The sequence below is a fragment of the Nonomuraea sp. SYSU D8015 genome (assembly GCF_008065375.1).
Lineage (GTDB): Bacteria > Actinomycetota > Actinomycetes > Streptosporangiales > Streptosporangiaceae > Nonomuraea.
Genome location: NZ_VJYI01000011.1, coordinates 71,166 through 83,657, shown reverse-complemented (window position 1 = coordinate 83,657; position 12,492 = coordinate 71,166). Strand labels below are relative to the sequence as shown.

General features: G+C 72.1%; 12 protein-coding genes. 4 read left to right on the top strand and 8 right to left on the bottom strand.

Translation table 11 applies throughout. The annotated features are described in order from the left end of the window. Window positions 1-58 precede the first annotated feature (58 nt). On the top strand, window positions 59-214 hold the full coding sequence (locus tag ID574_RS36680; protein ID WP_188193609.1) for a hypothetical protein: 156 nt from the start codon (window positions 59-61) through the stop codon (window positions 212-214). Between the two features lie 72 nt (window positions 215-286). On the opposite strand, the gene fusA is transcribed toward ID574_RS36680, so the two are convergent. Next, window positions 287-2,290 (bottom strand): elongation factor G, encoded by a 2,004-nt coding sequence (gene fusA / locus ID574_RS36675; RefSeq protein WP_188193608.1) that lies wholly within the window; start codon window positions 2,288-2,290, stop codon window positions 287-289. A 401-nt stretch (window positions 2,291-2,691) separates the two neighbouring features. Here fusA and ID574_RS36670 point away from each other — a divergent pair, with 401 nt between their 5' ends. Together ID574_RS36670 and ID574_RS36665 are read left to right on the top strand one after the other, a co-directional pair. Next, on the top strand, window positions 2,692-3,411 hold the full coding sequence (locus ID574_RS36670) for a GNAT family N-acetyltransferase (RefSeq protein WP_188193607.1): 720 nt from the start codon (window positions 2,692-2,694) through the stop codon (window positions 3,409-3,411). A gap of 32 nt (window positions 3,412-3,443) precedes the next feature. Continuing rightward, window positions 3,444-4,373, top strand: a complete 930-nt coding sequence (locus ID574_RS36665; RefSeq protein WP_223167448.1) for a lysophospholipid acyltransferase family protein — start codon at window positions 3,444-3,446, stop codon at window positions 4,371-4,373. Window positions 4,374-4,410: 37 nt separating this feature from the next. On the opposite strand, the gene ID574_RS36660 is transcribed toward ID574_RS36665, so the two are convergent. The 4 genes from ID574_RS36660 to ID574_RS36645 form a co-directional block, all read right to left on the bottom strand. Beyond that, window positions 4,411-5,697 (bottom strand): FAD-binding oxidoreductase, encoded by a 1,287-nt coding sequence (locus ID574_RS36660; protein ID WP_188193605.1) that lies wholly within the window; start codon window positions 5,695-5,697, stop codon window positions 4,411-4,413. Between the two features lie 294 nt (window positions 5,698-5,991). Beyond that, complete coding sequence (locus ID574_RS36655; protein ID WP_188193604.1) at window positions 5,992-7,017, bottom strand: ABC transporter substrate-binding protein; 1,026 nt, start codon at window positions 7,015-7,017, stop codon at window positions 5,992-5,994. 33 nt (window positions 7,018-7,050) lie between these two features. After that, window positions 7,051-8,616 (bottom strand): ABC transporter permease, encoded by a 1,566-nt coding sequence (locus ID574_RS36650; RefSeq protein ID WP_188193603.1) that lies wholly within the window; start codon window positions 8,614-8,616, stop codon window positions 7,051-7,053. Next, window positions 8,613-9,395 carry an ABC transporter ATP-binding protein gene (locus ID574_RS36645; protein ID WP_223167491.1) on the bottom strand — a complete coding sequence of 261 codons (783 nt, stop codon included), beginning with the start codon at window positions 9,393-9,395 and terminating at the stop codon, window positions 8,613-8,615. Before ID574_RS36645 ends, ID574_RS36650 begins: the two co-directional genes overlap by 4 nt. A 276-nt stretch (window positions 9,396-9,671) precedes the next feature. Between ID574_RS36645 and ID574_RS36640 the strand changes: the two genes are divergently transcribed. Then, the gene (locus ID574_RS36640) at window positions 9,672-10,697 is read left to right on the top strand and encodes an ABC transporter substrate-binding protein (RefSeq protein WP_188193602.1); all 1,026 of its coding nucleotides are present in this window, start codon (window positions 9,672-9,674) and stop codon (window positions 10,695-10,697) included. On the opposite strand, the gene ID574_RS36635 is transcribed toward ID574_RS36640, so the two are convergent. From ID574_RS36635 to ID574_RS36625, 3 genes are read right to left on the bottom strand one after another with little or no spacing between them, the layout of a single operon-like run. Further along, a complete protein-coding gene (locus ID574_RS36635) occupies window positions 10,690-11,172 on the bottom strand; it encodes a metallophosphoesterase family protein (protein WP_188193601.1) in 483 nt (160 codons plus the stop codon). The genes ID574_RS36640 and ID574_RS36635 overlap by 8 nt on opposite strands. Before the next feature lie 8 nt (window positions 11,173-11,180). Beyond that, a complete protein-coding gene (locus ID574_RS36630) occupies window positions 11,181-11,903 on the bottom strand; it encodes an SRPBCC family protein (RefSeq protein ID WP_188193600.1) in 723 nt (240 codons plus the stop codon). A gap of 1 nt (window position 11,904) precedes the next feature. Continuing rightward, window positions 11,905-12,492, bottom strand: a complete 588-nt coding sequence (locus tag ID574_RS36625) for an ArsR/SmtB family transcription factor (RefSeq protein ID WP_188193599.1) — start codon at window positions 12,490-12,492, stop codon at window positions 11,905-11,907.

The following is a 12,492-nucleotide window of genomic DNA, read 5'->3' as shown; positions in this document are numbered from 1 at the left end:
GGGGATCAAACCTGTACTTCATCACATCCTGATCGGTTTCACCGAGACTGCGGAGATCATGCGCAGGCTGGACCGCGGGCGCCGGCGCTGGTATCTGGTGGACGCCAACCTGTCCGACTACTCCGAGGACGCAGGACAACACCTAAACCAGGACCGCCACCCGGGTGGTCCGCCCGTGACGGGCGGCCCGGACGCGACGGCGGCCAAGGGCTGAACGGCCCCGCCCCCGAACGGGGCCGCCCTCGAACGGCCCCGCCCCCGAACGGGGCCGTTCAGCGCGCGGGCGTCACGGCGCCGGGGCGTACCCGGCGGGCCGGGTGGTGAACGAGCCGCGGCCCTGGGTGCGGCTGCGCAGCCGGGTCGCGTACCCGAACAGCTCGGCCAGCGGCACCGCCGCCGTGATCACCACCGTGCCGGCGCGTGCCGCGGACCCGGTCACGCGCCCGCGGCGGGCGGCCAGGTCGCCCAGCACCCCGCCGGCGGCGTCGTCCGGAACCGTGACCGTGACCTCGGCCACCGGCTCCAGCAGCACCATCCGGCAGGCCCGCAGCGCCTCGCGCAGCGCCAGCCGCCCCGCCGTGCGGAACGCCAGATCCGACGAGTCCTTCGGATGGGTGGCCCCGTCGGTCAGCGTGACCCGCAGCCCGGTCACCGGGTGGCCGCCCAGCGGACCGCCGGCCAGGGCATCACGGCAACCGGCCTCCACCGCGCGCACGTACTCACGCGGCACCCGCCCGCCGATGACGGAGGAGCGGAACTCGAAGCCCTCGCCGTCCAGCGGTTCCACGTCGAGCACGACGTGGGCGAACTGGCCGGCGCCCCCGTCCTGCTTGACGTGCCGGTACAGCAGCCCCGACACCCCGCTCGCCACCGTCTCCCGGTAGGCCACCTGCGGCCGTCCGACGGCGACGTCCAGACCGTGGTCGCGGCGGAGCCGCTCCGCCGCCACCTCGAGGTGGAGCTCGCCCATGCCGGACAGCAGCGTCTGGCCGGTCTCGGCGTCGGTCCGCACGGACAGCGACGGGTCCTCCTCGGCCAGCCGGGCCAGCGCCGCGGCCAGCCGGTCGGCGTCGGTGCTCCGGCGCGCCTCGACCGCTGCGGACACGACGGGCTCGGTCGCGCGCGGCGGCTCCAGGACCAGCGGCGCCTCCGGCGCGCACAGCGTCGCGCCGGCGCGGACGCCCTTGAGCCCGACCACCGCGACGATGTCCCCGGCCACCGCCCGGTCCACGTCGGTGTGCCGGTCGGCTTGGACACGCAGGATCCGGCCGACCCGCTCGGCCCGTCCCGCACCCGTGTCCAGCACCGTGTCCCCCTTCCGCAGCGTCCCCGAGTAGATCCGCACGTACGTGAGCCGCCCGCCGCCGGTGGAGCTGACCTTGAACGCCAGCGCCACCAGCGGCGCCGCCGGGTCGGCGGCGACCGACCGGCTCGCCGGTGGCGCGTCCAGCGGCGACGGCAGGTACGACACCACGGCGTCCAGCAGCGGCTCGATGCCGCGGTTCCGGTAGGCCGACCCGCACAGCACGACGACCCCCTCGCCACTCCGGGTGAGGTCCCGCAGCGCCGCCGCCAGGGTCGGCGCGGAGATCTCCGGCTCCGCGCAGAACTCCTCCAGCGCGCCCGGATGCAGCTCGGCCACCGCCTCCTCCAGCAGCCTGCGCCGCCGCCGCGCCTCCTCCAGCAGCGCCTCGGGCACCGGCCCCTCCGCCACCGCCTCACCGGCCCACACGAGCGACCGCATCCGCAGCAGGTCCACGACGCCGGCGAAGCCGTCCTCCCGGCCGATCGGCAGCTGCACCACCAGCGGCGCGGGGTGCAGCCGCGTCCGGATCGACTCGACGGCGGCGTCGAGGTCGGCCCCGGCGCGGTCCAGCTTGTTGACGAACGCGACGCGCGGCACCCCGTGCCGATCGGCCCGCCGCCACACCGATTCGCTCTGCGGCTCGACCCCGGCCACACCGTCGAACACGGCGATGGCGCCGTCGAGCACCCGTAGCGAGCGCTCCACCTCGTCGGAGAAGTCGACGTGGCCGGGCGTGTCGATGAGGTTGATCCGGTGGCCGTCCCAGACGCAGCTCACCGCCGCGGCGAAGATCGTGATGCCGCGGTCGCGCTCCTGCGGGTCGAAGTCGGTGACGGTCGTGCCGTCGTGCACCTCGCCACGCTTGTAGGTGGCGCCGGTCAGGTACAGGATCCGCTCGGTGACGGTGGTCTTGCCGGCGTCGACGTGGGCGAGGATGCCCAGGTTGCGTACGGCGGTCAGGGGGTCGGTAGTACGAGTGCGCACGGCCTATGGCCCTTCATGACGCGTGGGGACAGGACAGCGCGATTCCCCGGCGAGCCGGCCCGGATCCGGGCAACAGGAAAGACTGAAAAGGTGCTCGTCAGGGCATCAGTGACGGCCGCGCAGCCGGCACCGGGGCGACGAAGACACCAGGATCACCTCATGCCGCGACGGGGAGACCACGGCGGCGGTGTGGTCACGCACGGCCGGCTCCTCTCCCTCGTTGATCACGGCTGGTCTGTTCGCAGCGAGTTTAGTGAAACGGGGTGAGCGGGGAAACGGATTTTCCCGCCCCCGTGTGAGGTTCACCACGCGGACGCCTGCCTGCCGCCGCAGCGCGACGTCACCGTCATTTCCGCATGTCGACATAGGCGCGAGACGCTTTCAGGGAAGGACGCGCGCCCATGACGATCTCTCTTGACACCGGTCGGTACACGGTCGGCCTCGCCACCAGCCCGGCCGACGTGCGGGCCGCGCAACGGCTCCGGTACTCGGTCTTCGCCGACGAGATGGGGGCGCGGCTGGACAGCCCCCTGTCCGGGATCGACGCGGACCGGTTCGACGCCTACTGCGACCACCTCCTCGTCCGCGACGGCGCCGAGGTCGTCGGCACGTACCGGCTGCTGCCGCCGGGGCGCGCCGACCGGCTCTACTCCGACGCCGAGTTCGACCTCCGCAACCTCGCGCCCATCAGGAAGGGGCTGGTCGAGGCCGGCCGCACCTGCGTGCACCCGGACCACCGCGACGGCGCGGTGATGGCGCTGATGTGGGCCGGCATCGCCCGCTACATGGTGGAGGGCGGCCACCAGTGGCTGGCCGGCTGCTGCTCGGTGCCGCTCGACGACCAGGGCGTGGCCGCGGCGGCGATCGTCGAGCGGGTGCCGCTCGGGCCGGAGGAGTACCGGGTCACGCCGCGCGACCCGTGGCGCGGCGGGCGGGGCGGGGTGTCCGCCGACCGGTTCGTGCCGCCCGCGCTCCTGCGCGGCTACCTGCGGCTGGGGGCCTGGGTGTGCGGGGCGCCCGCGCACGACCGCGACTTCGGCACCGCCGACTTCTTCGTGCTGCTGTCCATGGCCCGCGTCAACGCCCGCTACCTGCGCTATTTCCTGGGGGAGATCCGGTGAACGCGTCCGGGCATCCCATGACGAGTGTCCCCGTGAGCGGTGTGGTGAGCAGCGCCGCCCAGCTCAACCCCTGGCGGCCGCTCGGGCCGTGCTCGCCCGCCGCCTGCGTGGAGGTCCCGGCCGCCGCCGCGGGGGCGGTCCGGCTGATGGCGCGGCTGTCGGCGGCGCTGCTCGTGGTGGTCGCGGGCGTGCCGCTGTCCTTCGCGATCTCCTGGATGACGGCCGCCCGCCGGGCGGCCGTCATCAGGGCGTGGGCGAGACTCATGCTCCGGGCGCTCGGCCTCAGGGTCGAGGTCGAGATCGCGCCGGAGGCGCGGAACCGGGGCGGCCTCGTCGTGGCCAATCACATCTCCTGGCTGGACCCGCTGGTCATCGCGGCCACGATGCCCGCGCGGCCGCTCGCCAAGAGGGAGATCGCCGGATGGCCGGTGATCGGCAGGCTGGTGGCGGGCTCGGGGGCGCTGTTCATCGACAGGGAGCGTCTGTACGCGCTGCCCGCGACCGTCGCCGCGGTCGCGGCCGTGCTGCGGCAGGGCGACTCGGTCGTGGCCTTCCCGGAGGGCACCACGTGGTGCGGGCGCGGGATGGGCCGGTTCCGGCCGGCGGTGTTCCAGGCCGCGATCGACGCCGGGGCCCCGGTGCTCCCGGCGACGCTCCGCTACCGCGAGGGCGCGGAGATCTCGACCCGCGCCTGCTTCGTCGGTGACGATTCGCTGCTGGCGTCCCTGCTGCGGGTGGCCGCGACCCGTCACCTCGCCGTCGAGGTGACCCTTCACACCCCGATCCCCCCGGCACCCGCCGAACGCCGTCCCGAGGCCCGCGCGCCGCTGCCCGGCGTCGCCCCGGCGCGTGCGGCCCTGGCCGGGACCGCCGAGGGCCGGATCCGCGAGAACCTCGGGGCTGCCGGACATATCCGTTTTGGCCTTTCCCGGCCCTCCTCCGTGAGGAGCCTCGCCTCATAGACCGCAGTGATCGGGAGCCGGGAGCAGACGGCCCGGGTCACGGCTGGACGACGTGGCCGACGCGGAAGAAGCCGTCCGGGTCGTAGGCCCGCTTGACCTCCCGCAGCCGCCCGTAGTCCGCCGCGGTGTAGGCGGCCGCCGTACGCCGCGGGTCGGACAGGAAGTTGAGGAACGTGCCCCCGTTGGCGTACGGGCGCAGCGCCTCGGCTAGGCCGGGCACCGGCGTGTCCACGATGACCGACAGCTTGGTGCTCCGGTGGCTGACCGGGCCGGCGTCCGGGCCAGGGCGGCCCATCGCGCCGTCCCAGTGCCGGATCTCCACCGTCTGCGCCTGCTCGGCGGCCCGCACCAGGATGTCGGCGACCTCGCCGGGAACCGTGTCGAACATGTCCATGTGCCGGTTCGGCGTGCCGCCCATCGCGGTGTCCGCGTACGCGATCGTGCGGGTCTCGTCCAGCAGCGCCGGGCCCGCCGCCCGCCACAGCGGCGCCAGCACCCGCCGGGCCTCCGCAGCCTCGCCGGCGTGCACGACCTTCAGCATCATCACGTGCCGGCCGGGCAGCGGCCCGTCGGCGGGCATCCGCTTGAGCACGATGGCGGTGCTGATCTCGTCGGGGGCGTCGTCGATCCAGGTCCGGTACGCCTCCAGGGTCTCGGCCGCGGCCTCGATCGGGAAGTACGCGAACCCGGCGTACACCTGCGAGACCGGGTACAGCCGGAACTCCAGCGAGGTCACCACGCCGAACCCGCCGCCGCCCCCGCGCAGCGCCCAGAACAGCTCGGGGTGGCTGGTCGCGCTCGCGGTGACGTGCCTGCCGTCGGCCAGCAGCACGTCGGCGCGCACCACGCTGTCGGCGGCGAACCCGTGCTTGCGCGCCAGCCACCCGAGTCCGCCGCCCAGGGTGAACCCGGTGACGCCGACCGAGGGCGCCGACCCCGACAGCGGCGCGAGGCCGAACGGCGCGGCGGCGGCGATCACCTCGCCCCAGCGGGCGCCCGGGCCCACCCGCGCGACCCGGCGGAGGGGGTCCACCAGCACCGACGCCATCGGAGACGTCCTGAGCAGCACGCCGCCGTCGCATGCGGCGTGCGTGCCGTGCCCGGTCGCCTGCACCGCGAACGGCACGCCGTGCGCCCGCGCCGTCAGCAGCGCCGCCCGCACGTCCGCCACCCCGTACGCCTCGGCCACCACGGCCGGGCGGGCGTCGACCGAGGGATTGAGGGAGCGGCGCAGTTCGTCGTACCCGGTCGCGCCGGGGTGGTGCACGGCGCCGGTGAAACCGGGGATCGCGATCTCGTCCTGGATGGTGTACGGCCGGCTCATCTGTCTGCCCTTCTTCTCAGTGGTCTGTGATCACTGTGCTGGAGGGCGCTTACGGGATTCTTCTCGTCGCCTTCCTGAGAAGCCGCAGAAGGCCCCCTCCTTCAGGGTCGGGGATGACCGCCGGTCCCCTTCAGGGGATGGCCCGCAGTAGGCGGGACAACCCGGAGCGCGTAGCGCGGACCCGGGAGCTCAAGTGGGTCGACGTTGTTGTCGATGTAGTGCTTGGTGATCGATAGGAGTGCTCCACCGCAGCCGACCTCCTCGAACTGCTCGATCGGCCGCAGGCAGAAGCGTTCATGTGCTGATCTTCGCAAGGATGTCCTTGGTGAACAGGTCCTGGACGGTGACGCTGATGCCCACCTTCTTCAGGGTCTCCACCGTGGCGCTCATCGCGGCGTCGGGCAGGCCGATCGGCTTGGGCACGTCGGGTGTGACGATGAGGGAGTTCATCGCCTTGCTCTCGCCGAGCTGCTGCGCGGCGTCCAGCCCTTGATCCTTGCCGTACGTCCCCACGGCCAGGTCGGTGCCCGGCTGCGGATCGGCGAGGTTGTCCAGCCAGCCCTTGCGCGTCGCGGAGAGGAAACCCGCGAGCAGGCCGGGCTTGTCGGCGATCGTCTGCTCGGTGGCGAAGAAGCAGTCCGACAGGATGCTGAACCCGAAATCGGCGAGCAGGAACGTGTGGGTCTTGATCCCGCGGGCCTCCAGCGTCGGCGGCTCGTTGGTGACGTACACGATCTGGCCGTCGACCTCCCCGTTCGCGACCGGCGCGGGGTCGAACTGGACGGGGACGATCGTGAGCTGGCTCTTCTTGATGTTGTTGAGGCTCAGCATCACGTCGAAGGCGGTCTCGTTGGCCGCCGCCACGCCGATCTTCTTGCCGATCATCTCCTGGGGCGACTTGATCGGTGTCTCGGCCTTGCTCAGGATGCAGAACGGCGACTTCTGCAGCAATGCTCCGATGATCTTGATGGGGGCTCCCTGGGCGCGGGCCGTGGCGATGGCGTCCGCGTTGAGCATGCCGACCTCGGCCTTGCCGCCGGCCACGACCGTCGCCGGGCTGGCGTTCGGGCCGCCGGGCAGCCAGGCGAGGTCGATGCCCGCGGCGGTGAAGTATCCCTTGCTCAAGGCGAGCCAGGTGCCGGCGAACTCCGTGGTCGGAAGCCAGCTGAGCTGGAAGGTCATCTTCTCGGTGGCCTTGCCGGCGCTCGGGGAAGCGGCGGTTTCGCCGTCGCCGGCGCAGGCGGCGAGCAGGGGAGAGACCAGGCCCGCTGCGGCGGCGATCCCGCCGATTTTGAGCAGGTCGCGACGGTTGTACGACATGGGTGTTTCCTTTCGAGCGTGGGGGGTGCGAGGTCAGGAGAACCGGCGGAGCAGGCTGCTCTCCACGGCGGCGGCGACGGCGTAGGCGATGATCGAGACCGCGGTGACCAGGACGACCGCGCTCCACAGCAGGTTGTACTGGGCGTTCACGCTGGCTCGGAGCATGACGAAGCCGAGGCCCTGGCCCGTGGCCAGCCATTCCGCGAGGAGCGCGCCGAGGAGCGCCGTCGGGGCGGCCACCCGGGAGGCCGCGAAGATCGACGCCATTCCGTACGGCAGGCGGACGGCGGCGAGCGTCCGCAACGGCCCCCCGCCGTACGTCACGACGAGATCGACCGCCGACCGGGGTGTGGCACGCATGCCCGCCACCACGGTCACCAGGCACGGGAAGAACGTGACCAGCCCCGCGATCACGATGACCGTGAGCACGCCGCGGCCGAAGACCAGCGCGATGAGCGGCGTCATGGCGACCAGCGGCACGGTCCGCAGCACGATCGCGATCGGCATGACGACGGCCTCGGCGAACCGGCTGACGACCACCAGCGAGGCGAGGGCCACCGCGGCGGCGGTGCCCGCCGCGTACCCCAAGGCGGCATTGCGCAGCGTCACCCCGAGCGGGCCGAGCACCTGGTCCAGGTTGCGGGTCAGGTACGTCCACACATCCAGCGGCCCTTTGGCGAAGAACGGGCTCAGGCCGCTCACCTCGATGAGGACCTGCCAGAACACCAGCATGAGAGCCGTGCCGGCCAGGCCGGTGGCCAGCGCGACCACGGTGCGCCTGCCGAAGCCCCCTTGACGGGCGGTCGACGGCACCGCGGCGGTGGACTCCGACCGGGCCCACGGGACGACGAGGCGTTCCACGGCCGCCGTCAGCCCGTAGGCGACGCCGGCGAGCAGCGCGGCGTCGAGGGCGAGGCCCCAGGTCCGGGTCGCGTCCAGCGTCTGCTGGCTGTAGACCATGGCCACGCCGATCCCTTGGCGACCGCCGAGATACTCCCCGACCACGGCGCCGAGGACGGCCGCCGGGGCCGCGATGCGCAGACCCCCGAAGAGCGCGGGCAACGCCGCCCGCACCCGGACACTGCGCATCTGCCGCCAGCGCCCCCCGCCGGCCGCCCTGACGACCTCCAGGCTGGTGCCGTCAGCCGACCGGAAGCCGAGCATGACGGCGACGAGCGTGGTGAAGAACACCCCCTGCGCGGCCACGACGATCTGGGGGTCGTCGCCCTCCAGGACTGCGGTGAGGATGGGCGCGATCGCGACCAGCGGCAGGCAGTAGAGGGCGACGAAGAAGCGGAACGCCACCAGCTCGACGGGCTTGACCAGGACGAACACCACCCCAGCGACGATCGCCAGGAGGTTGCCCCACAGCCATCCCCACGCCGCCTCCTGCGCCGTCTGGGCGATGTGCGGCAGGGCGAACGGCACATCCCGCACGGCCCGGCCCACGACGGCGACCGGGCCGGGCACCGTCCGCCCGCCGGCGAACACCGTCATCGCGAGGACCTGCCACACGAGGAGAACGGCGAGCGGCCCCGCCAGCCGAGCCACCACCAGCCTCTTCCCTCTCGCGGTGACGTCGTCGTGCGGGGCGGTCATACGGCTGATCCGGAGCCGAAGAGGATCTCCGAGAGATGATCCTCCAGCTTGTGGAATTCGGGGCTCCGCAGCATCTCCGGCGTGCGCGGGCGTGGCAGGTCGATCGGGACGGTCGTCGCGATCCTGCCCGGACGCGGGGTCATGACCGCGACCGTGTCGGAGAGGAACACCGCCTCGCTGATCGAATGGGTGACCAGCAGCGTGGTCGTGGCGCGCGCGGTCCAGATCCGCAGCAGCTCCAGGTTGAGCCGCTGCCTGGTCATGTCGTCCAGCGCGCCGAACGGCTCGTCGAGCAGGAGAACCCTGGGTTCGATGACGAGGGCCCGGGCGATGGCGGCACGCTGGCGCATGCCGCCCGACAACTGCGCGGGACGGGCCCTCTCGAAACCTTCCAATCCGACAAGGCCGATCAACTCCTCGATCTGGCCCTTCGCCGGCTTCACGCCGCTGACCTCGAGGGGCAGCCTGATGTTGGCGTGGACGCTGCGCCAGGGCAGCAGCGCCGCGTCCTGGAAGGCGATGCCCACACCGTACGAGCGCCGTACCGCCTCGGGTGTCTCCCCTTGGATCAGAGCTTCTCCGTCCGACGGGCTGTCGAGGCCCGCCAGGATCCGCAGCACGGTCGACTTGCCGCACCCGGAAGGGCCGAGCAACGTCAGGAAGTGGCCCGAGGGCATCTCCAGATCGACCCCGTCCAACGCGGTCACCGTGGATCGGCCGAGTCTGAACTCCTTGCGCAGCCCGCGCAGCGTCAGCCCGGCGATCGTCTTCTCCGTCACAGTCAAAGAACGCTCCCACCAGCTCTTTGGTGAGATGCTCACCGCATGCGGCTACGCGGCCCTTTCCCGGCCGTAAAGTTGCCGTTTCGCGGCGCGCACGACCCTGACCCGCGTCCGGAAATCGTGCGTTCCTCCAGGGCGGCCGGATTCGGTCCCGGGGCCTTCTATGCATGCCGACATCGACAGCGCCCACCGGACCGGCAGGGCTTTCGGGTTAGGTAAGGCTAATCTAATATGCGGTCCATAAGGGTAGATCCCCTGCGATGAGGAGAATTCATGCCCACTGTCCCGCGACGCACTCTTGCCGCCGCGCTGGGCCTCGCCACCGTGCTCGCCGTCGGCGCCTGTGGCGGCACGGCCGCGCCGCCCGCCGCCGCGCCCACCGCGCCGGCCTCGGCTGGACAGGGCCCCTGGACCTGGACCGACGACCGGGGCAAGAACATCTCGCTCCCGCAGCGGCCCCAGCGCGTCGTGGCCCAGTTCGACTCGGCGGCCGCGCTGTGGGACTTCGGCGTGCGGCCCATCGCGGTGTTCGGCCCGCACAGGCTCAAGGACGGCAGCCGTGACCGTGCGGTGGGCGAGGTCGACATCACGAAGGTGGAGTCGATCGGGAACGCCTTCGGCGAGTTCAACGTCGAGAAGTACGCCTCGCTCCAGCCCGACCTGATGGTGGCGGGCATGTACGAGAAGGACAAGCTCTGGTACGTCCCGCCGGACTCCGTCCAGGCCGTCGACCAGCTCGCGCCGTCCGCGGGCGTGATGCACAGCGGCAAGCCCCTGCTGGAGATCATCGAGAGGTACGCCCAACTCGCCGCAGCGCTCGGTGCGGACCCGAAGGCGGCCCCCGTGGCCGAGGCCAAGAACCGCTTCGACGCCGCGAGCGCCGCGCTGAAGACCCTCGCCGCGGCCAAGCCCGACCTGAAGGTCATGATCGTCGCAGGGTCACCCGATTCCCTGTACGTCACGTACCGGCCGGACCACCCCGACATCAAATACTGGGGCGAGCTGGGCTTGAACATCGTCTCCCCGCCCAAACCCTCGGAAGGCGGCTTCTGGGAGGTCCTGAGCTGGGAGGACGCCGACAAGTACCAGGCCGACGTCATCCTCGTCGACGCCCGCGCCCAGTCGATGACGATCGAGGAGATGGCGAAGAAGCCGACCTGGGCCAAGCTGCCCGCGGTCGAGGCCGGCCAGATCTACCCCTGGCGCGCCGCCGAGCGCTACAGCTACCTCGGCTACGCCCAGGTCATGGAGGAGCTCAAGGCCAACCTGGAGAAGGCGCGCGACGACGTCGTCAAGTGACGGGCACGATCTCGGCCCGGGTCAGGACGCCGTCCTCGATGGTGAGCAGGCCGAGCGTGCCCTGCGGCTGCCGGCGGCGGTCCGTGGGGGAGCCCGGGTTGAAGATCCGCAGGCCCTCGCCGGACTCGTCGAGCGGGATGTGCGAGTGCCCGAACACCACCAGGTCCGCATCGGGGAACCGGCGCCGCAGGCGCGCCAGCCGGCCCTTGGCCGGGCCGCTGTCGTGGATCATGCCGATCCGCAGCCCGTCCAGGGTCAGCTCCAGCGTCTCCGGCGCCACCACGTCCGGGCCGTCGTTGTTGCCCTTCACCACGTGAACCGGCGCGTACGCGGCGAGCTCGTCGAGCACCGACGGGACGCAGACGTCTCCCGCGTGCAGGATGACGTCCGCGTCTCGCAGGTGCTCGGCGACCCGGGGCGGGCAGGAACGCCACCGCCGGGGCGCGTGGGTGTCGGACAGCACGACGACGTTCATGCCAATCCTCATGCCCCGTTCGCGTACAGTCGCTCCAGCCAGTCGCGCCATTCCGCCCCGCGGCCCTCGCCGGAGAACACCAGATGGGCGGCGATCATCGAGCCGCCGAACCCCTGCAGGAACCGATAGAGGGCATCCTCGGTGCGGACCCCGACGGTCTGGGAGTTGCGGTGGTAGACGACCCCGTCGACCGGCGCGGGCCCGAACCGCACCCGGTCGCCGGCCTCGGCCCGGCCGCCCAACTCGGCGTCCAGGATCTCCCACGCCAGCGCCCAGTCGCGCACCGGCGGCCCGAACTCCGTGACCGGCGTCGCCACCCTCCCCGCGAAGTGGCCGAGGTATTCGACGAGGGTCGCGAAGTACATCTCCATGCCCCTGGACATCGCCTCGAACTCGTCCTGCCAGTCGTCACCCGGCAGGAAACCGCTGGTCACCAGCCGGACGAGTGCGGTGCCCCGCTCCCGCCCCTCGACGAGGAACTCGTAGGCGACGAAGCGGCCGTCGTCGGCCTTGTCGCTGCCGTGCGCGAACCGGTGGGGCGGCTCGGCGGACGTCACCACCGAATCCGCCAGGTTGAACCCGCCGAAAGCGGTGCGTACGACGCCGTCCGCGACCTCGGTGCGCCCCATGAACCACGAGTCGATGCCGGGCCCCGTCGAGATGGCCTCCCACACCTCCTCCGGAGTCGCCTCGACCACGGCCTCCTGAGGCAGCTCGAACTCGCGACCCACCTCAGCGCTCGCCCTTCACGGAAGGGTGCACCGCGACGACCAGCCGATGCTCGCGCCCGCCCTCGGCCGTCGCGTCGTGATATTTGCTGACCAGGGACGTCACGCAGTTCGCCAGCTCCTCCGCGAACGCCGCCCGGTCCGCCGCCGACGCGAAGCGCACCTCGCCGTCGATCGCGAACGTCGCCACCCGCTTCTGCGCCTTCGCGGCCCCGGTGATGAGGGTGCCGACGTCGCGGACGAGCTGCGCGGCCACCGCCAGCAGCCAGCGCGCCGACAGCCGGTCCGGCGACCGGCTGGGATCGGGTTGGACGGCGGCCAGCGCGGTCGGGGAGATCACGAAGGACGCGGCGGTGGCCCGCATCACCCGCTCGGTGACGTTGCCCTTCCTCCGCTCCTCGACCAGCTCGACCAGGCCGTGCTTCTCCAGCGTCCGCAGGTGGTAGTTGACCTTCTGCCTGGCCAGGCCGACCTTGGCGGCCAGCGACGTGGCCGAGCCGGGCTCGACCAGCTCAGCGAGCAATTTCGAGCGCATGGGATCGAGCGACGCCTCGGCCGCCGCCGGATCCTCGATCACCGCCACTTCATACAT